Below are 22203 nucleotides of genomic sequence, written 5' to 3'. Positions count from 1 at the left end.
CGCTGCGTCGCGCCTTTCCCTCGACGGCCGAGCCGTCGGGGGAAGCGTGGTCGGGCCCGGCCTGGGTGCCGACCCGCGCGCTGGGGCGCACGGTCCTGCTCATCGGTCTGCTGCTCCTGCTCGGGGTGGCTCTGGGCCGGGTCGATCTGGTGTTGCTGGCGGCGCCGTTCGCGATCGGCGCGGCGGTCGGCCTGCGGCGCATGCCGCATTCGGCGCCCGAACTGACGATCGAGACGGGCAGCGACTACCTGGTCGAGGGCGGTCACGTCGAGGCGGCGGTCTCGGTGGCCAACCCCGATGTGATCTCGTACGACCTGGTCGTGCTGCGCACCCGTACGTCTCCCTGGTTGAAGCTCGAACATGCCGACCGGCCGTTCGCCATCCGGGTCGGATCCGACGCCTGGGCGGCGATCGAACTGCCCGGCGACGCCCTGCGCTGGGGCCGGCAGGACATCGGCCCGGCAGCCGCCCGGGTCGCCGCGTGCGGCGGCCTGCTCGCCTGCCGCCCGGTGGTCACCCCGGCCGAGGGCGTGCGGGTCTATCCGGTCACCGACCCGTTCAACGCCACCGAGGCCATGCCGGCGGCCGCCGGCCTGGTCGGAAACCATCGGTCGCGGCGCATGGGAGAGGGCGGCGAGCTTGCGGGCGTACGCCCGTTCGCGCCGGGCGACCGACTGCGGCGCATCGACTGGCGGGTGTCGCTGCGCACCCGAGACCTGCACGTGGCGTCCACCCTGTCCGACCGGGACGCCGAAGTGTTGCTGCTGCTCGACGTGCTCGGCGAGGTCGGCCTGTCCGGCGGCGTCGCGGGCAGCGCGTCGGTGCTCGACACGACGGTCCGGGCGGCGGCCGCGATCGCCGAGCACTACCTGCAGCGGGGCGACCGGGTGTCGCTGCTCGAATACGGGGCGGCCGCGCGACGGCTGCGCGCGGCCACCGGCCGCCGGCAATACCTGACCGTGCTGGAATGGCTGCTCGACGTGCGTCCCGACCCGATCGAGGGCGACGAATACCAGAACGTGTTCGGCCCCCAGCACGTCTCGTCGGACGCCCTCGTCATGGTGCTGACACCGCTGGTCGACCCGCGGTCGGCCGACATGCTGGCCCAGCTCACCCAGTCCGGCCGGTTCGTGGTGGCGGTCGACACGCTGCCCGAGTCGGCCCGGCCCGAACTTCGCAACCAGTGGACGCCGATGGCCACCCGCCTGTGGCGCATCGAGCGCGAAAACGTGCTCGGCCGGCTGCGGGAACACGGCGTACCGGTGGTGGCCTGGGCCGGCGCGGGCAGCCTCGACCTGGTGCTGCGCGACGTGGCCCGGATGGCCTCGGCACCGCGGGGGCGCTGATGGACGCGATCCTCGTACGCCTCGAGCGCGCCCGCCGGGCGCTCAGCCGCTTCACCATGATCCCGTTCCTGATCCGGCTCGGCATCGCCGTGGCCGGCATCCTCGCGATGTCGGTGTCGTGGCCGCCGTCGCTGCTGGCCAGCCAGTTCTTCCTGCCGATCGCGATCGTCGCGGTCTACCCGGCGTTCGTGCCCCGCGGCCGCGGCGCGACCGTCGCGGCCCTCGTCGCGGTCGCCGGCTGGCTGGTCGACACGGCCGGCTTCGACGCCCGGGTCGCCCTCTGGCGGGTGCTGGCCATCGCCACTCTGCTCTACCTCGGACACTCGCTGACCGCCCTGGCCGCCGTCCTGCCCTACGACGCGGTCGTCAACGTCGACGTGGTCGGCAACTGGCTGGCCCGGGCATTCGCGGTCGTGATCGTCTCCGCGGTGCTGACCGTGGGCGCCCTCGGACTGACCGCCGACCTGGCCGGCGGCGCCTTCCTGATCGCCACGCTGGTCGGCCTGGCCGGCGCGGTCGGCGCCACGATGCTCATCGCCCGGCTGCTCCGACGAACCTGAGATCTTGTGTGCCACAGCACTTGACGTCACGGAGCAGGCCGTCGGGGCAGGTCACGTGGGGCTGTACGCCGCGCTGCGCCTGTCCAGGAAACTCACCGCGCGACGCGCCGAAGTAGTCGTCGTCGACCCCCAGCCGCACATGACGTACCAGCCGTTCCTCCCCGAGGCGGCAGCCGGGAACATCTCCCCGCGGCACGCCGTCGTGCCCCTGCGCCGGGAACTCAAGAACTGCCGGGTCATCGCCGGTGAAGTCACTCGCGTGGAACACGCCCGCAAGACGGTGACGATCCAGCCCATCGAAGGGCCGGCCACCGAAATGGCGTACGACCACATCATCGTGGCGCCCGGCTCCGTCTCCCGTACCCTGCCGGTCCCCGGCCTGCGTGAACACGGCATCGGGTGCAAACCATCGGCGAAGCCATCTTCCTGCGCAACCAGGCGTCCCTGACGTTCGTCTTCGTCGGTGGCGGCTTCGCCGGCATCGAGGCGATGGCCGACATGGAAGACGTCGTCCGCTCGGCGATGAAGTACTACGCCGAACTCGACCCGGCCGAGGTCAAGTTCGTCCTGGTCGAGGCCACCAACCGGATCCTGCCCGAAGTCGGACCGCAGATGGGCGCGTACGCCGCCCGCGAACTCGCCAAACGCGGCATCGACCTGCGCCTCGACACCCGCCTCGAATCCTGCGTCGACGGCGAAATCGTCCTCTCCGACGGCTCCCGTTTCCACGCCGAAACCCTGGTCTGGACGGCCGGCGTCAAACCGTCCCCGAAGCTCGACCGCACCGACCTGCCCCGCGGCCCCCCGCGGCCACCTCACCTGCCGGCCCACCCTCCAGGTGGTCGACGGCGACCAGGTGCTCGACGGGGTGTGGAGCGCCGGCGACTGCGCCCAGGTGCCCGATCTGACCACACCCGGCGCATTCTGTTCGCCGAGCGCCCAGCACGCGGTCCGCCAGGCCCGGGTGCTCGCCGACAACATCCGGCAGGTCATCCTCGGCGGCGCACCCTCCGAATACCGGCACAAGCACGTCGGCGGCGTCGCCGGCCTCGGCCTCTACAAGGGCGTAGCCAACGTCTACGGCATCAAAGTGAAGGGCCTCCCGGCCTGGTTCATGCACCGGACCTACCACATGAGCCGCATCCCGTCCTTCAACCGCAAAGTCCGGGTCGTCGCCGACTGGACGCTGGCCTTCCTCCTCCGCCGCGAAACCGTGGCCCTCGGCCAACTGCACACCCCGCGCACCGAATTCACCGACGTGACGCCGTCGGTGCTCGACGACCGCACGCCGGTCGGCGCCGGCACCGCCCGTTAGTCCCGTCGGACCATCGGTCCGTTGCCCGATTCCGCCACCCGGGTCCCACCCGATACGGTGTGACCTGCAAGGCCCGGGTGGTGGAACGGCAGACACGGCCGCCTTAAAAGCGGCTGCCTCACAAAGGCGTGCGGGTTCGAGACCCGCCCCGGGCACCCTGAAGATCCGCAGCGTTTGTGTGCCCCGCCGGGGCACGCAACAGATCCGCAACGGGTTCGGGCGTGCCTTCCGCCGAGTCGAGGATGTCTTGCACAGTAGCGCTGAGCAGGGTCGCGGTGTCTCCGGTGATCGTGATCCGCAGGTCCAGTTCGCTGGTGCGGTCGTCGTAGCGCAGCTCAAGGTGGAAGGCATCGAAAAGGCGTCGCCGTTGCGCTTCCGGTAGCCGGCTGACCGCGAGGCTTGTCGTAGGTATCGCCTCCAACAGCGCCGGGTCGGTCTCCGGCTGGAGCTTGCCTTGCTCTGTGAGTTCGGCGAGCAGGTCCGTCTTCTTGCGCACGTCGGCGAGGATCGTTCGGAATCGCTCCTGGATTCCGGACCGCCACGCTTGGTCGAAGTTGTCGTCTCCGGACGGCTCGAACTGCTCGAGCTCGGTGATGAGGTTGGTCTGGCGACGCTGAAGAGCCGCGATCTCCCTGGTGAGCGCTGCCGCGCGTTCGTCGACATCGTTGCGGACCGGGGGCCGTCCTACCGCCGCGGCCAGGAAGCCGGCGCGAGCTTCGCCGAAGATCCGTCGCTCGAAGAACTGGTTGAGCAGCGGCATGATGTCGTCTTCGCGGACCGTCACGTGCGCCGGGTGGGCGTCGAACCACGGGAGGTGCCCGTGGTGGTCGGGTTTCGGGCTGCACCGGTAGTAGGTGAGCTGACGGACGGTGTGGCCCCACATGCGTCGGTCGCAGAGCGCGTGGCGCAGATAGCTCCGGAGCAGGTAGGTCCGTTTCGCCAACGGGCTCGGCGTGGCGTCGGACCGCGAGCCTTGCCGGAATCGGCCGACCGTGCTGGCCGCTTCGAAGATCTCGCGAGTGACCAAGGGTTCGTGGGTCGGCAGGGCGGACCACACCCAGGCGGAGGGCGGGTTGACCTTGCCGCGGATGCCGCGTTCCGGTCGGGGGCGCTTACGGCGGTTCCACACCATGTATCCGGTGTGCTTGGGGTTGTCGAGGACCTCGCGGACGTTGCTGGCCGTCCAGGCGCCGACCCGGTGGCGGCGGCCTTCTCCGATGATCGGGTCCGGCGGCGGATACCGGTCGGGGTCGGCGTTGAGCCGGTCGGCGATGGCCTGGTAGCCGATTCGATCCAGGGCCCGCATGAGGAAGATTCGGGTGACCACCGGCCCGCGGATGTGATCCGGGACCAGGCGGTGCTTGGTCCGGCCCTGCTCGGCCTTGTTCTTGACGGGGTGACGCGTCTTGACGGCGGCGTAGCCGTACGGGGGCTTGCCGATGTTGAAGCCCTGGTTGGTGTGGGCTTTGGTGCCGCCCCAGGACAGCTCCAGCATGTTCAGCACGTACCACTCGGCGATGGCCTGCTTGATCCGCCGGGTCAGGGTGGGCGTCGCCCGGCGGAACGGTGCGGCGCGTTTGTCGAGTCCCGGAACTGCGGACGGGTCGATGCCCTCGTCGGCGGCCAGCAGAGCGACGCCGGCCTGCTCCAGCTCGTATTCGATCTTCGTGCTGAAGTAGGTGGTCCGGGCGACCCGCTCGATCGACTCGCACACCACCGCCACGAATCGCCGGTCGGGGCGCTGAGCCTCGGCGAGCAGGTCCGCGATCCCGCCGTCGCGGGGGATGGGGATGTCGAACTGCTCGTGTGCGGTGCCGGTGCCGCGGCGTTCGACGCTCTTGCGCCCGGACTCGACGTCGTAGAACTTCGCCACGATGACGAATCCGGGCGGCAGCGCGTTGCGCGAGTTCTCCAGCTGGCGGGGCAGGGAGAGGGTGGGATCCTGCGCGTCGTCGGTCGAGGTGCGGCCCATCCACGCGACGGGCACCGCCGCCTGCTGGAGAATCTCGGGGACGTTCTGGTCGGCAACGATACGAAGCCAGTCGAGCAGAGTCGCCTCGTCACCAGAGTGCGATACCTCAGGCGGTTGTGCGGTCATGTCGTCCTCCGTCTGCCTCGTCGGCTGGGTGGCTGGCGAACCACTCGAGCGCGTCCCTGACGGCTGCCCCTTGCCGCTTGATCAGCTCCTCGGCGGCGGTTCCGTGAACCACCACGAACGTGATGTTGAGGGCGAGCGGATCGGTGACGGGGTGCTGGGTGGCGCCAGCTCGGGCCGCCGCACCGTAACGTGACTCATCTGCCGGCGGGCTCGGCTTGTCGGCTCTGTCGCCGGGCGAGAGGGCGCTGTCGCGTTGGCCGGTCGCTGTGTCACGGGTGACAAGAAATTGGCGCGGATTCTGACGCCCCGGGCCGCGACCGCTGTCGCCGCTGTCATGGGGTGTCAAGGCCACCGCCCCGGACGTCCGAATTTCACCGGCGTGGAGCGGAGGGTCTGTCGTGGGGTGTCGGCGTCGCTGTCGCGATCTGACGTCGGCGGCTCATGGCCTGCCGCGTAGGTGGAGGTGTCGTGTGCCGTCGGGGGTGCCTCTGTCGCCGCGGTGCCGCTCAGGGCGGTGCGCCAGAGGATGATCGGTGCCGTGTCGTGAGCAGTCATCGGCGGGTTGCCCCCGTGCCGACTGGCCGTGTTCGCACTGCACAAAGGCGTCGTTGCAGGCCTTTACGCGGCGTCGGTGTGGCCGTCCCGGGCCAACAGCCACCCAACAGAGCCTCGTTGTTGGGTGGTGCTGGTTCCAACGGTCACCGGCCAACAGCGCACCGACCTGGGGTGTTGGCCGTGTTGGATCACGTGACCATGCCCAACACGGTCATGTGATCTCCTCGCGGTCCTGTTGGGTCGGTGTTGGGCGCCCGGCCGTGACGGATGCCGCGTTGGGCGCCCAACCTGAGGCCTTGGCAGACGGGACATCCAGCCCCACGGCGCCCCCTGTCCGCCCTCGGGGGGATCGCATCGGCGTCGGCTTGAACGGGCCCCGTTCACACCAGCTTCCGACCTCGTTGGGCGACTAATGCTCGGCTGCCCCGCCTGACGCGCAGATGTAAAGGCTGTTCAGGCCCTCCTGCGCCAGCCGCCGGTCGGAACCGCCAAATGCGACTGCCCGACCAGCGCTGTCGTCGTGGCCTTGGCTCGAATTTGGCGCTGTCAGCCTGAGCCCGGTCTGTTGTCCGGCCCACGTGTTGGCCCGGACCCGGCACCGCCAGGCCGACCCCAGGCCGACCCTCCACGCCCAACACCGCAGCTAGAAGCCACCGTGCCAGCTACCCGGCCGGCGCGACTCTTCCCTCTGGGGGAAGTCTCCCGACCGGGGGAGCAGCCTATGCCGCGGCCGGTCGGGTGATGTGGCGCGCTCGGGACCAGCATCAATGGCCACCGTTGGCGCGGCGCCGCTGGGCCGGGGTGAGTGCTCCCGATCGCCCGACCTGGTCGTAGGACTGCGTCGGTAACGTCGCCCAACTCGGCGTGCTCGCCGGACGTGGCGGGTTGACCGCCGCGGGCAAGGCGGCGGTGGTCATAGCGCCGCACTGCAGGCACCACCTGCTCTTGACCTTGAAGCTGATCAGACCAGCGAGGAACCCCACCAGGAGCGCGCTCGTGGCCGCTATCGCCACCACAGCGGTTCACCTCCGCGAACGAGGTGGTTCATGGTCGTCGTCATGGGTGACATCTCCCTCGGACTTGCGGTCACCGTCGCGTGGCTGTGGGCGATGGTGTTGGAGGGACGGGCTCGCCAGGTGCGTGCTGGGGGCTGGTTCTGGCGAGCCCGCCGGTGTCGCTCACCGCAGCTGCCTGGGCGGCGGATACAGCGGTGAGGTGATGGATTCCATTCATCCGGTGGGTTGGGGTTGCCGCCAGCGGTGGTACGCGGACACTGGCGGTGTCCGCATCGGTCGCCGACATGCGGGGCGGAGTGGAGGCTTTGGTGATCGACGACGGGTGGGAATCAGCGCTGACGGCAGTCGACGTGGCCCGCGCGGGTGTCTCGTACGACTGGCTGACCAGCGTCGATGACCGGCTGTTCTGGGTGGAGTCGTCTCCGGACGCCGGCCGTGATGCGGTGGTGACCTGGTCAGCCGGGTCGGTTGCCGTTCTGCCCGGTGACGGGGTGGGCAGCGGCTTACACGCCTACGGGGGGATGCCGTACGCGGTCTTGCCGTCGGGTGAGGTCGTGCGGGTGAACGGTGAGTCGGGGCAGCTCACCGGCGTGGTCACGAGGTCTGCCACCGCGCACGCCTATGGGGATCTGACCTGGTCGGGCGTCGAGCTGCTGGGCGTCCGGGAATACGCCGGTGGGGATGACCTGGTTGGGGTCGAGATGTCGTCCGGACGGCTGCGGGTTCTGGAGGCGACGGACGGGTTTCTCGCTTCGCCTCGGGTGTCCGGGGATCGGCTGGCCTGGGTGCGTTGGGGCCGGGTGGTGATGCCGTGGGATTCCAGCGAGGTGTGGACGGCGAGCTACATGCTGGATGGGCAGCCAGTGGACCCCGTACGCGTAGCCGGCGGGCCCGACGAGTCGGCGTTCCAGCCGCAGTGGGGCGTCGATGGGTGGCTGTATTTCATGTCGGACCGGACCGGGTGGTGGAATCTTTACCGGTGGCGTGACGGCCGGACCCAGCCGGTCGCCCCGGTTGAGGCTGAGTGCGCGACCGCGCCGTGGGAGTCGGGCTACGCCAACTATGCGATGCTGCCGGACGGGCGGATGGTGATGACCGTCCAGCGAGGCCCGGTGCATGAGCTGGCGGTGGTGTCGTCCGGCGCGGTGGCGCGGCTACCGGTGCCGTACACGTCGATCAAGCCGTTCCTGGCGGTGGTGGGTGACCGGGTCGCTGTGATCGGCTCCTCGCCGACCCGCATGCAGGAAATCGCACTGGTGAGCACGGATGGCTCCGGCGGGGTCGAGGTGGTCCGGCCTGGCGTGGATCGCGGGTTCGCTGATGTGTCGGTGCCGCAGCTTCTTCAGGTCGAGTCCGGCGGTGCCCAGGTGACGGCGGTCCTCTACCCGCCGTCCGGTGACGCCGGTCCCGCGCCAATGATCGTGCGCCCCCACGCCGGGCCGACCTACCACAGCGATCTTCGGCTGGATGGTGAGGTGCAGTTCTTCACCAGCCGGGGGTTCGCGGTGACCGACGTCGACTATCGGGGCAGCACCGGCTACGGGCGTGCGTTCCGGAAGGCTCTCGACGGGCAGTGGGGCCGAGTCGACGTCGCGGATTGTCGTGCCGTCGCCGAGCATCTGATCGACACCGGCCGGGCGATACCGGGTGCGATGTTCATCTCCGGGGCCAGCGCGGGCGGCTACACGGCGTTGCGAGCCGTCAGCGAGGAGGGACCTTTCGCGATGGCGGTTGCCCGGTCAGCGATCGTCGACCCGCAGCGGTGGACGACGACCGCACCCAGGTTCCAGCGTCCGCACGCCGCGATCCTGGCGTCGCCCGACTCGGCGGTCCGAGCAGACCAGGTTCGCCGGCCGGTGCTGCTGCTCCATGGCGTACGGGATGAGATCGTCCACATCGGCGACACGGCGGCCTTGGCGGACGGGCTGCGCGGGCTCGGCCTGTTAGTCGGCATGCTGACGCTGGAGAACGTCGGGCATTACGTGTCCGGGACCGGTCTGGTGGCGGCGCTGGAAGCGGAGCTCGACGCCTACCGGAGCGTGCTCAAGGATGCCGGCTTACCGGTGCCGGGCTGAACAGCACTGGCAGCCGCAGTTGTGCGTACTCGGTGACCCCCTGCACCGCGGGCTGGTCGAGGTCCGGTTGGAGTTCGGCCAGCATGAGCACGATGCGGTGGGATCGCCCGGCGGGCCACCGCGCACGGGTGGTCGACCTTGCGGTTGCGGCCGGGTCGGCTTCAGCCTGTATCGATGCGCTGCGCAGGCAAGTTCGTCGCCGCTCCGGCCGTACGCGCGGGTCAGTACCGCACGGCAGCGGCCCCCACCGCCGGGGTGCTGGCGTGTTCGGTGCCGCGTAGCGCGGCGGCGAGTCGGGCGGCTTGGTCCGGGTCGCCGCAGTACAGGGGCGAGGTGGGCGAGGCTGACCGCGATGAGTCCACCTGTTACGGCGGGCACTTCTAGGGTTGCGGTTATGGGCTAGAGGTCGGCTTCGCCATCTTTGACGCCACCAATGAATGCTCGCCACTCATCGGGGGTGAAGACGAGCGCCGGCCCGCCAGGGTCCTTGCTGTCACGCACAGCAACGAAGCCGTCAACCGTGGCCCACTCCACACATTGGCCGTTGGAATCGCTGCGGGTGCTTTTGCGCCACTTGGCGCTGGACAGGTCGATCACTGCCGCGCCTCCTTCTTGGGTCTACGCCAGCTCCCTGGCGACGGCCGCGATCAGGTCACGGGACTTGGTGACGCTCAGCGCAGCGGTTTGCAGGTGGGTATAGGTAAGCGTAACCCGCCGCATGTCGTCTTCCCGCTCCAGATACACGTCACCGGCCTGGCTGACGACGTAGGCCACAGGGCTGTGGACGCCCTCCGGGAAGTCGAGGATCGAGAAGGATCCCGTCGTCCCGGGATGGTGCCCTTCGGTGAACGGCAACACCTGGATAGTAATGTTCGGCCGGTTACTGAGCGTCAGAAGATGTTTGAGCTGTGCCCGCATGACGTCATTGCCACCGGTGCGCCGGTGCAGCACGCCTTCATCGACGACCGCCCAGAACTTGAGGGGAGGGTCTTCGGTCAGGCAGTCCTGCCGCGCCATCCGCAGATCGACGCGGCGCTGTACCTCGGCTTCGTCGTCCGGCCAGGCGGCGGCAACGACCGCGCGGGCGTAGGCCTCGGTCTGTAGTAGGCCGATCCACCAGGCTGATGCGAAGGCGAAGAAGCTCAAGTCGCTCCTGCAAACCGCAGCCTCCCGGCGGCGAGGGTCGCCTGTCCGGATTCCGTTCGTCCAAGCCGCGGTCTTCCTGTCGGAACCTGGCCTGCAGGTGGTACCCGTGTCCAGACACCGCAACTCTTGTGTCTCCTTCGGCATCCGATTCGCTCGCGGGCCGCATACCGCCCCGGGCCGCACTATCCAGGAATTCGGGATAGCTCATGGCAACTGACGGCAAAGACCCGCTTCTGTCCATCGCGGAGTTGGTTGCCGACCGCATTGCGGAGAACGGCTATGCATTCGTAGAAGATAACCAATTGGACGACCTGGCAGTCGCGATCCACTCGTTTCTCACGACTGCGGGAATCTCGATCAATGGCGAAAGCGAGGCCGACACCTCCAGCGATTCGAACGCGGTGCCAGCGCCGCAGCCCGAAAGGCTGGAACGCTCTCGGCACAATCTCCGCCATGATCAATTCGACTGACGGCTACTGCGCGACCAAGGCTCAGTGATCGCTCCGACCAGGACTACCGAAGGAGATGCCACCATGAACATCACGTGCCTGGACCGCGTTGCCCTCGACGTTGCCGGCAACGGTGTTGATCACACCTCCGTCGCGCGCCTCCAGGTGCGGCAACAGATTTCGCCAAAGTTCGCTTAGCTGCGCCTCGAACTCGGGGTCGTGCGCGGCGGCGTTCGCGAGCTGCTGCCTAACAATGTCGATCGACGTGGCGTTCGAGGCGTCGGCTCCGGCTTCGGGAAGCTCCAGAACGGATCCCGGTCGCTCCAGTCGACGCCGGACCAGCCGTACGAGGGCATCGAACGCCGCTCGTCCGCCGGCGGCGAGTCCCTCGGCGGTCTTCGTCGCCAGAGTGACCGCGATGCTGGTCAAGAGTTCCTGGTCGGTCACGGTGCCTCCGCTGCCCGGGTTGTTCTGTATCGGGATACATCGATCAGCGTAGGTGCGAGCACCCAGTCGAGGCGTTTGCTGATCGCATATTTGTCATGGTAATGTCACTTTCTGTAATCTTGATCTCGAATTCGGGAGAGGTTTCGTGTCGGAAAAGTGGGAAGCAGATTCTTCTGCGTCATTTGTTCGACGAATGGGAAAGTCGTCTCATGAGCTTGGACAGACATCCGGCAACTCGAGCTGCCCGGACATCTGGGAGCTCGACAACGGCGACGTTGCGGTCATCGGTTCCGACCTGACCGCGTCCTATGAGGGCCGGTTGCCGGCCGGCGTCAGCGTAGACCCCGGCGAGCGCCTGGTGGTCATACCGCGAAGGGCGATTCTGGCGGCGAAGGCGGACATCCCTGATGCGTGATCTCCTCGACGGCGCGACCGGCGAGCCGATGGAGCTGGATGCCTACTACGCCGACTTCGAGAGGAACTTCTGGGCGATCACCGAGTTGGGCTTCTGGAAGCTGGAACGCCAGCAGTACTTCCGAGAGCCTGGGTACGACAGCTGGGAGGCCTTCGAGAAGGGCGACTGGGACGAGTCGTTGCGCCTCCTGGAGGCCGGGCGCGCGGACATGGTCGACTATCACCGTCGTGTCGAGGAGCACGGCTTTGTCGCGCGACGGGTTCGCGTCGTGGAGGAGCCGATCATCCCTTACCTGCAGTGGGAGCTGTACGCCCTTCGGGTCCGCGATCAGAGTGGGGGCAGCGTCCGGGTTGTCGGTCCGGACCAGGTTGCCCAGTTCGAAGACGGCTGGACGCTTCCGGAGATCTACACCCTGGGCCACACCGTCATGTACCAGGCCGTGTACGACGATGCCGGAGTGCTGGAGTATGCCCGCCGCTTCGTCGATCGCGACCTCGTCACGCGCTGCCAACGATTCATTCAAGACCTGTACGAGGCCGGTGAACCTCTGGAGCATTTCTTCACCGGCCACGTCGCGACGCTCCCGCCGCCTGACCATCCCTAGATAGGCGGTGGACGCGCCCTGACCACGTCGATGCCCGACGACCGCGATCCGGCGATGCCGCATGTCAATCGCCTGGAAGCATCGGGTTCCAACGACGTGGTCCAGGCACGCGACGTCCACGGTGGAGTGCACTTCCATCGGGCGGCTGAGGCGGCCTTCGCGGTAACGCCGTCGCAGCTGCCGGGCGACGTACGCGGGTTCGTCAACCGCCATGCCGAACTGGCCACGCTCACCAGCGTTGCCGAGGAACGACACGACGATGCCCTGGCCGCCGCAGTCACCGTCATTACCGGTACGGCCGGCGTCGGGAAGACCTCGCTCGCACTGCACTGGGCCCATAGCGTGCGAGATCGTTTTCCCGACGGCCAGCTGTACGTGAATCTGCGAGGCTACGATCCCGGCCAGCCGGCCATACCGGAAGAAGTCCTTGATCGCTTTCTGCGTGACCTGGGCGTGCCGGGCTCGGTGATTCCGTTGCGCCTGGACGAGCGGGCCTCGCTATACCGGTCGCTGCTTGCCACTCGCCGGATGCTGATCGTTCTGGATAATGCCGCCACTCCTGGACAGATCCGCCCGCTGCTGCCCGGAACTGTCGGCTGCCTGGTGCTTGTGACCAGTCGAAGCCATCTTTCCGGGCTTGTCGCGCGCGATGGCGCGTACCGGCTGGGGCTGGACATTCTGCTGGAGGATGACGCCGTGGCTCTGCTAGGAACGGTGACCGCTCGGTATCGCGGGCACGACCAGCGCCACGAATTGGTCGAGCTGGCCCGGTTGTGTGCGCGGCTACCGTTGGCCCTGCGCATCGCGGCCGAGCGTGCGGCGAGCCGGCCGATGCTGCGACTCGACGAACTGATCGCCGACCTCCGCGACGAATCGGCGCTGTGGGACGCGCTCACCTCCGAGGGCGGCGACGATGCCGACGCCGTACGAACCGTCTTCGCCTGGTCTTATCGCGCACTTCCGGAACCGGCCGCTCGGCTGTTCCGGCTGCTCGGCCTTCACCCGGGCAACGAGTTCGGCGCGCCGGCCGCTGCCGCGCTCGCGGCGGTTAGCGCAGCTCAGGCACGTCAGCAGCTCGACGTTCTGATCGGCGCGCACCTGCTCGAACAACCCGCGCCCGGCCGCTACGAATTCCATGACCTGCTTCGCGCGTACGCCGTCGACCAGGTCCGCCATCTCGAAAGCGCCGAAACCCGAGCCGAGGTCAGCGAGCGCATCCTGAGCTGGTATCTCCATTCCGCTGATGCGGCCGCGGCCCGCATCGCCGTATTCGATCGGTACGAGCTGACCGGCGCGCTACCCGCCGACGTGGCTCCAGCTGTCTTCGACGGTCATGAAACAGCGCTGCGGTGGTATCAGGCGGAGAACAGCAACCTCGTCCTCGGTACCAGAGCGGCAGCCGACGCGGGCCTCCACTCGATCGCTTGGCGCCTTGCCGCCGTCCTTCGCGGAATCTACATCCATCAGAACGCTTTCGATGACTGGCTGGCCACGAGCAGGATCGGCGTCGACTCGGCCGAACGAGACGGCGACCGCCGTGGCCAGGCCGAAGCCCTCGAAAGCCTCGGACGCGCGTACTTCCAGTCCCGCCGTATCGACGAAGCCGAGACCAGCCACCGCGCGGCCCTCGCCATGAGGCAAAGCGTTGGCGATCGGTTCGGCGAAGCCGTGTCTCTCAACACCTTGGGCCTGATCGGCCTGCGACGGCGGCGACTCGACGAGGCGCGCACCTACTTCGAGCAAGCTGGCGTGATCTTCGCCGAACTTGGCGACCGCCGGTGGGAGGCGCTGATCCGCAGCAACCTCGCCGAAACCCTGCTCGAGGTTCAGCAACCGCGAGACGCGGCCGATATCCTCGCCGACGTTGTCACCGTCTTCCGCGAACTCGGCGACCGTGCCAGCGAAGGCAACGCGCTGTTCCACTCGAGCTGGGCTCAACGCGAGCTTGGCAACCTCGACACCGCCCGTGCCCTCATCGACGAAGCACTCCACATCGCCGAAGAGGAGGAAGCCCAGGTCTGGCAGGCCCACTGGCTCGTCGAGCTCGGTGCCGTCCAACGAGCCGCCGGACAGCTAGCCGACGCCCTCGTCGCTTACCAGCGAGCCGCCGCAATCCAACGCCAGCTCGGCGACCGTAGCCGGGAAGCCTATGCACTCGACGGCGCCGGCCAGGCATATGAGGAGATGGGCCGGGCCGAGGACGCCATTGACTTCTACCGTACGGCCGCAGCCACCCACCGAGACCAGAACGATCGATGGCACCTGGCCCAGACGCTCTACCGCCTCGGCCAGGCCGCCGACGACACACGCTCACTTCAACAGGCGCTCGACCTGCTCGCCGAGTTCGACGATCCGCGCGCCGCGGCCCTCCACGCCGCCGTCATCGAGGCTCTGCCGGATCGGTGACCGGCGCCGAATCCACAATCCAGATCGGCGCGTCCGAGCACTCGACTCGAATCCCGTCCGTCGCCTCCAGCCGCGTACGAAACACCCTCAGCTGTTGCCCGTTGACCACTGCGACGGGCGCGCAATCGCGTCCCATGAACGCGAACATCCTCACCTGATTGTGGATCTCGCGCGCTGACCGCGACCAGTCAACCCTCGAAAACTCGGGCTCAATGAACCCGGCGGCCGACGCCGCGGCATCGTCCTGCGGCGTACCGGGAACCTGTCGCGCAGCCATGTCCAGCGCCACGGTGAGTTCATCATGTAGCGCCGGCCGGAGCCGCCCCCACAGCCGCTGCGGGGTCACGTCCTCATCGAGTGGGATGCCACCACGCTGTGTGAGGATTGGGCCGGCATCAAACCGCTCATCCATGCGATGAATCGTCAGCCCGACCTCGGAGTCGCCGTTCCGGATCGCCCACAGCACCGGCGCCGGACCCCGATACCGAGGCAACAACGACGTGTGAACGTTCACCACGCCGAACCTCGGGACATTTAGCACGGCGGCCGGCAGTTTCCAGTTGAAGCCGTACACGATTAGCAGGTCTAGCTGGTAGCCGGCCAAACCCTCGACCAGCCCTTCGGCGTTGCCTGGAAGCAGCAGATCCATCCCCGGCGGAAGGGCCGCGACGATGCGTGCCGCCGCGTGGGCAGCGTGCGAGTCGGTGTCGCTGTCGGGCTTCATCGAACGGCAGTTCACGTATGCGACGGGGACATAGCCAGCTTCAAGACAAGCCACGTGGAGCGTATCGAATTCCTCAACACCAAACGACGCGATTGCGACGCGCATCGAATCCGTCACCGTTCGCATAGTACGACTAGTCCCGCCGGTGTGAAGCAGCTGCCCCAACTGGCAACCCAGCTCGTGATCCGAGAACCCGCGGTAGGTGCTCGCCATGAAGCAGATCTCCATGTGCAAGAACCCACTGACGCGGCGGATAATCTGCCCGTCCGGCGACACGGCCTGTGCTGACACCCCCGCGAGAAGATCGGCAAGCTCCCCCAGGCGGCTCTGTTAACTGCGGATTAGACCAGGCCGCCGTCGGCAGGCTCCTCGAAGACATCTGCGCCCACGATTGTTCCTGGCCCATCAACCTCCATGATCGCATCGACACCTAAACTGCGCGCGCGAGGGATCGCGCATCCGACCGTAACGCCGGGTATATGCTGTCGCGCAAACCTGTGATGTCGAACCCAGCTAGGGGGTCTTACGGTGAGCGACCGGGTCATCGAAAACCCGATTATCAACTCACCGTATGGGCGACCAACCCGCCACTTCGCCTTCGACGCGGAGGGGATAACAGACCGGGTTGAGGATGGCCGACGACCATCGAGCTTCTTCATCCCGGTGCCGAGGCCTCGCAAGCGGGGGCAGCAGCTGGAACTGCAGGTCTTCACCGAAGACGACATCAAGCTCAACAAACAGGTCAACGACGTTCGTGAACGCGTAGACGCATGGCGGGAAGCGGGATGGCCCAACGTCACCCCCACGACTCGCCGATTGCTGGAGTACTGGGGCGATCCCGATCGGGACAACAAGCTGCTGTTCTGCCAGCGCGAGGCTGTCGAGACGGCGATCTTCCTGGCGGAAGGCGCGACCAAGTGGCATGGAAGCTGGATCAACAACGACCTGGACGCGCACAACGCCGAGTACAACAACGGACTGTCGCGCGTCGCGCTGAAGATGGCGACCGGAACCGGAAAGACGATCGTCATGGCAATGTTGATCGCCTGGCAGACGATCAACAAAGTACATGCGCCGTATGACAAGACCTTCGCCAAGCGCTTCCTGGTGGTCGCCCCAGGGCTTACCATCCGTGACCGGCTGCGGGTGCTATTACCGGAGGACCCCGGCAACTACTACCGGGAACGGGATCTGGTGCCGGCCGAGTTCGCCGATGACCTCGGCCAGGCAAAGATAGTAATCACCAACTTCCATTCGTTCCAGCTTCGTGAGACTCGGTTCGGCCGCAGCGCGAACGGGAACACCAAGGCGCTCGTGGCGCCTGGACGACCCGACCCGTTCCTGGAAACGCCAGCACAGATGGTCAGTCGGGTGTTACGGGAACTCGGTGGTTCCTCGGAGATCATCGTCTTCAACGACGAGGCCCACCACTGCTATCGGGGCCGCATCGGCGAGCCCGAGCCCGATGCGGACACCGTCGAGAACCTGCGCGGTGACGAGCGCAAGGAGGCCGTCGACCGGCTCGAGGATGCTCGCGTCTGGTTCAGCGGCTTGGAGGCGATCCGGTCCAAGGTCGGCATCAAGAAGGTGTACGACCTGTCCGCCACGCCCTTCTTTCTAGCCGGCTCAGGCTACCGGGAGGGCACTCTCTTCCCCTGGGTGGTCAGCGACTTCTCCCTGATCGACGCCATCGAGGCCGGCATCGTCAAAATTCCCCGGGTGCCGGTGGACGACAACCGGGTGGCCAACCGCGTGACGTACTTGAACCTGTGGGAAGAGGTGCGGGACTCGCTGCCCAAGGGCGGGCGGAAGTCCAACCAAGGTTTCACCTCTGCCGACCTGCCCGGCGCACTGACCGGGGCCCTGCACAGCCTCTACGGCTCCTACCAGAAGGCATTCGAGGCATGGGAGAGGTCAGATGCTGCCTCGCACGGCCAGCCACCGCCCGTGTTCATCGTCGTGTGCAGCAACACGACAGTCTCGCAGGCTGTCTACGACTGGATCGGCGGGTTCGATCGTGAGCAGGGTGGTCACGTACTGCCGACTGCGGGGCAACTCCCCCTGTTCAGCAACGTGACGGACGGGCAGTGGCTGAACCGGCCACCGACAATCCTGGTCGACGCCGCGGAGTTCGAGTCCGGCAAGCTGTCGCCGGAGTTTCGCGGTGCCGCTGCTCGCGAGATCGCCGAGTTCAAACAGGAGTACGCCGACCGCTTCCCCGGCAGAACGGCGGACGACATCTCGGACGTCGATCTCCTGCGCGAGGTCATGAACACCGTCGGCAAACCGGGCAAACTCGGCGAAACCGTACGGTGTGTTGTCAGCGTCTCCATGCTGACGGAAGGCTGGGACGCCAACACCGTCACCCATATCCTCGGCGTGCGTGCCTTCGGCACTCAACTGCTGTGCGAGCAGGTGGTTGGCCGTGGCCTGCGACGAGTTTCGTACGTCGCCGACGAGGACGGGATGTTCACTCCCGAGTACGCCGACGTCTACGGTGTACCTTTCCAGTTCATCCCGACTGTTGCCGTGACGCGTGAACTGCCGATGAAGCCGATCCGCAACGTTCGCGCTGAACCCGACCGCGACGCGAAATTGGAGATCACGTTTCCGCGAGTGGTCGGCTACCACCTGGAGATGCCTGACGAGCCGCTAACCGCGGACTTCTCCGATCCTGATCTGCGGATGGTGTTGTCGAAGGCGGACCTGCCGACCAAAACCACAGTCGCGGGACAGGTCGGCGAGGAAGCCGTACACGGACTTGAACAGCTGGAGCGGTATCGCGGACGACACGTTGCCTACTGGTTGGCCAGCGAGGTGCTCCGGCGGAAGTTACGCACCGAGAGCGGCGACCTGCGGCCCTGGTACTTCCCGCAGGTCCTGGCGATCACTCAGCAGTGGCTGCACCGCTGCGTCGACATCCGCGACGACCAGGCCGTCGGGCTGATCCTGCTGCGCGAGGCTGAGGCAGTGGAGAAGGTCTGGCAATCGATCACCTGGCAAGGCGGGAGCCGAGACCGTTGGGTGTTGCCAGTGCTGCGGTCCGTGGAACCGGTAGGAACAACGTCCAGCGTGGACTTCCGGACTACCAGAGACGTCTGGCCGACGAACCCGAAGCGGTGCCGGGTCAATCTCGTGACGCTGGACGGCAAGGACGGCAACGCCTGGGAACGGGCCGTGGCGCAGGCGATCGAATCCTTGCCGGAGGACCAGGTCGCCGCGTACGTGCGCAACGACCATCTCGACTTCTTCGTCCCGTACGAACATGCCGGCCGGAGCCGGCGGTTCTACCCGGACTTCTTGGTGAAACTCGCCGATGTCGGCGACGGCATCGTCCGTACCCTGATCGTCGAGGTGTCCGGGGGCCGCAAGTCGCAGTCCGAGGCGTCGCAGAAGGCGTGGGCAGCCCGTAACCTGTGGGTTTCCGCGATCAACAACAGCGGCAGGTTCGGGCGGTGGAGCTTCTGCGAGCTTCGCGACCCCACCACGGCCAAACGAGACCTACGCCCAGCCATCGATGCCTTGTTCGCCCTACGCGGCCTGTCGGAACTCACCGATGCCGCTTCCGCCGAAGAGGAACTTGTCTGATGCCCCCGAGGAGCCGCAAGCCCGCCGCTGGCGCCGCGCCCGTCCAGGCGATTGTGCATCCCACCGACCGCAGGCTGAACATACCGACTGCGGATGGCCACGAACTCGTTTCGACTGACGCCGCCCGGATCGAGCGGGTCATCAAGGAGCGCGATCCCAGTCTCGACCCTCAGCTGGTCTGGATCGGCAAAGAGGCACAGGACGCCGAGGACCTGGTGGTCGAGGCGCCTCCGATCTACATCCAGGAGAAGATCGCCCCACGCACCTTGGTCGAGGAACTGCGCAGGGCCAGCGAACGGGCCAAGGCGAGCGAGAACGAACAGCTCGGCCTCTTCGCCAACGACTACGAGAGCTTCGACGGCCTGGACGGATGGCAATCTGTCGAGTATTACCAGCACCAAGCCAACTGGTCCAACCGCATGATCCTCGGCGACTCCCTACGCGTCATGGCGTCGCTGGCGGAGAAGGAGCGGCTGCGCGGCAAGGTCCAAATGATCTACATCGACCCGCCGTACGGCATCAAATTCGGCTCCAACTGGCAGATGTCGGCACGCAAGCGAGACGTCAAGGACGGCAACCTCGCCGACGTAACTCGCGAAGTCGAGCAAATCAAAGCGTTCCGCGACACCTGGGAGTTAGGAATTAACTCCTACCTAGCATACTTGCGTGACCGCCTAATCGTGGCTCGAGACCTATTAACAGAATCCGGCAGTATTTTTGTTCAGATTGGGGATGAGAACGTTCATCGGGTTCGATGCCTAATGGATGAGGTGTTCGGGCCTGAGAACTTCGTCAGCCAGATCGCTTTTCGCAAAACAACCGGAAAGGGAAGTGGGCTGCTTGATAATACCTATGATTCGATAGTGTGGTATGCCTCAAACGTCGCAGCCGTAAAATATCGACCAACATACGAGCCCAGAACGATTCGCGACGACTCGAATTTGCGACAAATAGAGCTATCGAACGGTGAGCGTCGCCCCATGAGGAGCGATGAGGCCAACGAAGTCGTAGAATTGCCAGAGGGTGCGCGTCCGTTCCGATACAATCCATTAACAAATCAACGGCCCGCGCAAGGTGCGGACCTTCGCTCCTACGTACTTCACGGGAAAAGCTTTACGCCCGGAAATGGAACGTTTCGCACCGACGCGGAAGGCATGAAACGCCTGGAGTTGGCGGGACGCCTTCTGCCCTCTGGTAAGACCCTAAGCTTCCTTCGATACCTTGACGACTTTCCATTCAAGCCGCGAAGTGACATTTGGGACGACACTCGAATTAGCGGTTTCGGAGATAAGAAGACTTATGTCGTCCAGACAGCCGCGCGGGTTGTAGAACGATGCGTGTTGATGTCCACCGATCCGGGTGATTTGGTGCTCGATCCGACGTGCGGGTCTGGAACGACCGCCTATGTTGCCGAGCAATGGGGGCGACGCTGGATCACAATCGATACTTCCCGAGTCGCGATCATGCTGGCCCGACAGCGGTTGATCGGTGCGAAGTATCCAGCTTATCTGCTCACCGACTCTGCCGAAGGGCGCGTCAAGGAACGCGACTTAACTGGCACCGAGCCGCCGCCTACGCCACCTGCCGACGATATCAGTAAGGGTTTCGTCTACGAGCGCGTCCGGCACGTGACCCTCAAGTCTATCGCCAACAACCCAGATATCAAGGAGAGCATGAGCCGCAAGGAGATCGATGCGGCAATTGCCCGGCACGCCGAGACGGAACTGCTCTACGACCGGCCGTATGAGGACAAAAAGCGGATCCGGGTCGCTGGCAGATTCACCGTCGAAAGCCTGTCACCGCACCGATCGGCAACCTTTGCGATCGGCGATGAGCGTTCCGGAGGCACCGATGTTGATGGGTACCTCAAGACGATCATCGACAATCTCGCCAAGGCGGGTGTGCAGAACGGCTGGCGTAACGAGCGGCTGGAGTTCGCGTCGCTGGCCCCATACCCCGGAAAGATGATTCACGCGGACGCCGCGCGCCGCAACGGCGACGAGGGCGCCTCGGCGCGGATTGCGGTCAGCATTGGGCCTCAGTACGGCACGGTAGACGCGGACTGGGTCAAGGATGCGACTCGTGAGGCGCTCAAGGGCGTCGGCTTCGACCTGCTACTTATATGCGCTTTCAGCTTCGATGGGCGGGCTAGCGTGGCCGCCGACGAGTTCGCTCCGGACGGAAACGACTTCGCAACGGTCGCAGAACAACGACAGCTCGGGCGTCTCCCGGTTCTACTGGTCCGGATGAACGCGGATCTTGCGATGGGCGATACGCTGCTGAAGAAGACCGGGACGGCCAACCTTTTCACCGTATTCGGCGAGCCAGACATCGCGATCGACCCGGCGCCCGACGGCATTGTGGTCGAGATCCGCGGTGTCGACGTCTACAACCCTACTACCGGAGAACTCCGACCGGATAACGGCGTTGATGATATCGCCCTGTGGATGATCGACACCGACTACAACGAGGAGGAGTTCTTCGTCCGGCAGATCTACTTCGCGGGTACCGCTGGCAAGCCCGACGCTCTCGACCCGTACTCCCGGTTGCGTAAGGCGCTTCGCGCGCAGATCGACGAGTCCGCCTGGGCTAGCCTCTACGGCCACCGATCCCGCCCGTTCCTCCGCCCCGAGTCCAGAAAGATCGCAGTAAAGGTGATCAATAACTACGGGGACGAGGTCGTCAAAGTCTACGAGGTTTGAGTCGGCGGTTGGTACCCGTACTCCGCCAGCCGGCTTCGTGCGATGTCCAGTTCCTCCTCCGTGAACAGCCCGGCGAACCGTTCTTGGAGCACGACCGCCTCGGCTGACAGGTCGAGGCGGCCTTTCTCCCACAACGAGCTGAAGCCGCTGGAGACCGATCCCGCCCTCAGAAGTCGCCGAGCCGCTTCTAGGCCGCCTACCTCCTCAACCATTCGCAGGAAGTAAGCGGCGTTGTATCCTGCCTCTCGCTTGGCCTTGCGGTAGACGTCCAGCATCGCGTGGTGAAACTCGGCGGTGACCTTCGGATCGTCCTCGGCTGCCGCTTGTCGGTGCAGTGACGCAGTCGGGCTCAGACGCTGTTCGGGCACCTTGCGTGGTCCGCCAGAAGGACGGCTCTCAGGCTGGTACGCGGCGTTACGGGCCAGCGCGATCCGGTCGGACAAACCCGTACCCATATGTTGAGGTCGGGGCATGCCGCGTCTGATCAGTGCGCGGCTCAGTGCGGGAAAGATGTCGCCGAGCGTCAGCAGTGGTCCGCCGCCCGGGACACCTCGCCTCAGCAGGCCGACCAACTCTCCGGTGAATGCTGTGTAATCCGCGCCTACTGGCGCGACGGCCGAGGAGTAGGCAGGCGCCGACGCCAGGGTGTAGGTGCCCTTGATGTCTAGTACTCCAGCCGTAGATCGTGATGGTTATGGATGTTGGTGCTGGTAGTGGCTGATTTTGGCTCGGTATTGATGCCGTCGGCGCCAGGTTG

Annotated in this window: 16 protein-coding genes, 1 tRNA gene and 1 pseudogene; 11 read left to right on the top strand and 7 right to left on the bottom strand. The window is 66.2% G+C overall.

Annotated features, from left to right (window positions below; all coding sequences use genetic code 11):
- Window positions 1-2 precede the first annotated feature (2 nt).
- The 4 genes and pseudogenes from ACIA5C_RS30195 (at window position 3) to ACIA5C_RS30180 (ending at window position 3376) form a co-directional block, all read left to right on the top strand.
- Complete coding sequence (locus ACIA5C_RS30195) at window positions 3-1346, top strand: DUF58 domain-containing protein (RefSeq protein ID WP_396061557.1); 1344 nt, start codon at window positions 3-5, stop codon at window positions 1344-1346.
- Window positions 1346-1906 carry a hypothetical protein gene (locus ACIA5C_RS30190; RefSeq protein WP_396060687.1) on the top strand — a complete coding sequence of 187 codons (561 nt, stop codon included), beginning with the start codon at window positions 1346-1348 and terminating at the stop codon, window positions 1904-1906. Before ACIA5C_RS30195 ends, ACIA5C_RS30190 begins: the two co-directional genes overlap by 1 nt.
- A 4-nt stretch (window positions 1907-1910) precedes the next feature.
- Window positions 1911-3221: pseudogene (locus ACIA5C_RS30185) on the top strand (NAD(P)/FAD-dependent oxidoreductase).
- A gap of 71 nt (window positions 3222-3292) precedes the next feature.
- A tRNA-Leu gene (locus ACIA5C_RS30180) sits at window positions 3293-3376 on the top strand.
- Here the strand turns inward: ACIA5C_RS30180 and ACIA5C_RS30175 are convergent.
- Window positions 3340-5319 (bottom strand): recombinase family protein, encoded by a 1980-nt coding sequence (locus ACIA5C_RS30175; RefSeq protein ID WP_396060685.1) that lies wholly within the window; start codon window positions 5317-5319, stop codon window positions 3340-3342. The genes ACIA5C_RS30180 and ACIA5C_RS30175 overlap by 37 nt on opposite strands.
- Window positions 5320-6638: 1319 nt before the next feature.
- A complete protein-coding gene (locus ACIA5C_RS30170; protein WP_396060682.1) occupies window positions 6639-6890 on the bottom strand; it encodes a hypothetical protein in 252 nt (83 codons plus the stop codon).
- A gap of 263 nt (window positions 6891-7153) precedes the next feature.
- On the opposite strand from ACIA5C_RS30170, the gene ACIA5C_RS30165 reads away from it, so the two are divergent.
- A complete protein-coding gene (locus ACIA5C_RS30165) occupies window positions 7154-8965 on the top strand; it encodes a prolyl oligopeptidase family serine peptidase (protein WP_396060680.1) in 1812 nt (603 codons plus the stop codon).
- Between the two features lie 399 nt (window positions 8966-9364).
- Here ACIA5C_RS30165 and ACIA5C_RS30160 read toward each other — a convergent pair whose 3' ends face one another.
- Together ACIA5C_RS30160 and ACIA5C_RS30155 are read right to left on the bottom strand one after the other, a co-directional pair.
- Window positions 9365-9562, bottom strand: a complete 198-nt coding sequence (locus ACIA5C_RS30160) for a DUF397 domain-containing protein (RefSeq protein ID WP_396060677.1) — start codon at window positions 9560-9562, stop codon at window positions 9365-9367.
- 21 nt (window positions 9563-9583) lie between these two features.
- The gene (locus tag ACIA5C_RS30155) at window positions 9584-10111 is read right to left on the bottom strand and encodes a DUF5753 domain-containing protein (RefSeq protein ID WP_396060674.1); all 528 of its coding nucleotides are present in this window, start codon (window positions 10109-10111) and stop codon (window positions 9584-9586) included.
- Window positions 10112-10317: 206 nt separating this feature from the next.
- Between ACIA5C_RS30155 and ACIA5C_RS30150 the strand changes: the two genes are divergently transcribed.
- Window positions 10318-10581: a hypothetical protein gene (locus ACIA5C_RS30150; RefSeq protein ID WP_396060671.1), complete on the top strand. Its 264-nt coding sequence runs from the start codon at window positions 10318-10320 to the stop codon at window positions 10579-10581.
- A gap of 21 nt (window positions 10582-10602) precedes the next feature.
- Here ACIA5C_RS30150 and ACIA5C_RS30145 read toward each other — a convergent pair whose 3' ends face one another.
- Window positions 10603-11007 carry a hypothetical protein gene (locus ACIA5C_RS30145; protein WP_396060668.1) on the bottom strand — a complete coding sequence of 135 codons (405 nt, stop codon included), beginning with the start codon at window positions 11005-11007 and terminating at the stop codon, window positions 10603-10605.
- A 145-nt stretch (window positions 11008-11152) separates the two neighbouring features.
- Here ACIA5C_RS30145 and ACIA5C_RS30140 point away from each other — a divergent pair, with 145 nt between their 5' ends.
- From ACIA5C_RS30140 to ACIA5C_RS30130, 3 genes are read left to right on the top strand one after another with little or no spacing between them, the layout of a single operon-like run.
- Window positions 11153-11422: a hypothetical protein gene (locus ACIA5C_RS30140; RefSeq protein WP_396060665.1), complete on the top strand. Its 270-nt coding sequence runs from the start codon at window positions 11153-11155 to the stop codon at window positions 11420-11422.
- Window positions 11415-12026, top strand: a complete 612-nt coding sequence (locus ACIA5C_RS30135; RefSeq protein WP_396060662.1) for a DUF6879 family protein — start codon at window positions 11415-11417, stop codon at window positions 12024-12026. The genes ACIA5C_RS30140 and ACIA5C_RS30135 overlap by 8 nt, the downstream gene beginning before the upstream one ends.
- Before the next feature lie 30 nt (window positions 12027-12056).
- Entirely contained in the window at window positions 12057-14432 is a 2376-nt protein-coding gene (locus ACIA5C_RS30130) for an ATP-binding protein (RefSeq protein ID WP_396060660.1), read from the top strand.
- Here ACIA5C_RS30130 and ACIA5C_RS30125 read toward each other — a convergent pair.
- Window positions 14407-15273: a methionyl-tRNA formyltransferase gene (locus ACIA5C_RS30125; RefSeq protein ID WP_396060657.1), complete on the bottom strand. Its 867-nt coding sequence runs from the start codon at window positions 15271-15273 to the stop codon at window positions 14407-14409. The two genes, ACIA5C_RS30130 and ACIA5C_RS30125, sit on opposite strands and share 26 nt — an antisense overlap.
- Before the next feature lie 411 nt (window positions 15274-15684).
- On the opposite strand from ACIA5C_RS30125, the gene ACIA5C_RS30120 reads away from it, so the two are divergent.
- Complete coding sequence (locus ACIA5C_RS30120; RefSeq protein WP_396060654.1) at window positions 15685-18744, top strand: BPTD_3080 family restriction endonuclease; 3060 nt, start codon at window positions 15685-15687, stop codon at window positions 18742-18744.
- Window positions 18744-21446 carry a site-specific DNA-methyltransferase gene (locus ACIA5C_RS30115; RefSeq protein ID WP_396060650.1) on the top strand — a complete coding sequence of 901 codons (2703 nt, stop codon included), beginning with the start codon at window positions 18744-18746 and terminating at the stop codon, window positions 21444-21446. Before ACIA5C_RS30120 ends, ACIA5C_RS30115 begins: the two co-directional genes overlap by 1 nt.
- On the opposite strand, the gene ACIA5C_RS30110 is transcribed toward ACIA5C_RS30115, so the two are convergent.
- On the bottom strand, window positions 21434-22018 hold the full coding sequence (locus ACIA5C_RS30110; protein ID WP_396060647.1) for a hypothetical protein: 585 nt from the start codon (window positions 22016-22018) through the stop codon (window positions 21434-21436). The two genes, ACIA5C_RS30115 and ACIA5C_RS30110, sit on opposite strands and share 13 nt — an antisense overlap.
- Window positions 22019-22203 lie beyond the last annotated feature (185 nt).

The organism is Actinoplanes sp. NPDC051343 (genome assembly GCF_044455125.1).
GTDB lineage: Bacteria > Actinomycetota > Actinomycetes > Mycobacteriales > Micromonosporaceae > Actinoplanes.
Note: the sequence above shows the minus strand (reverse complement) of the source record. Positions and strands in the feature narration are given on the sequence as shown.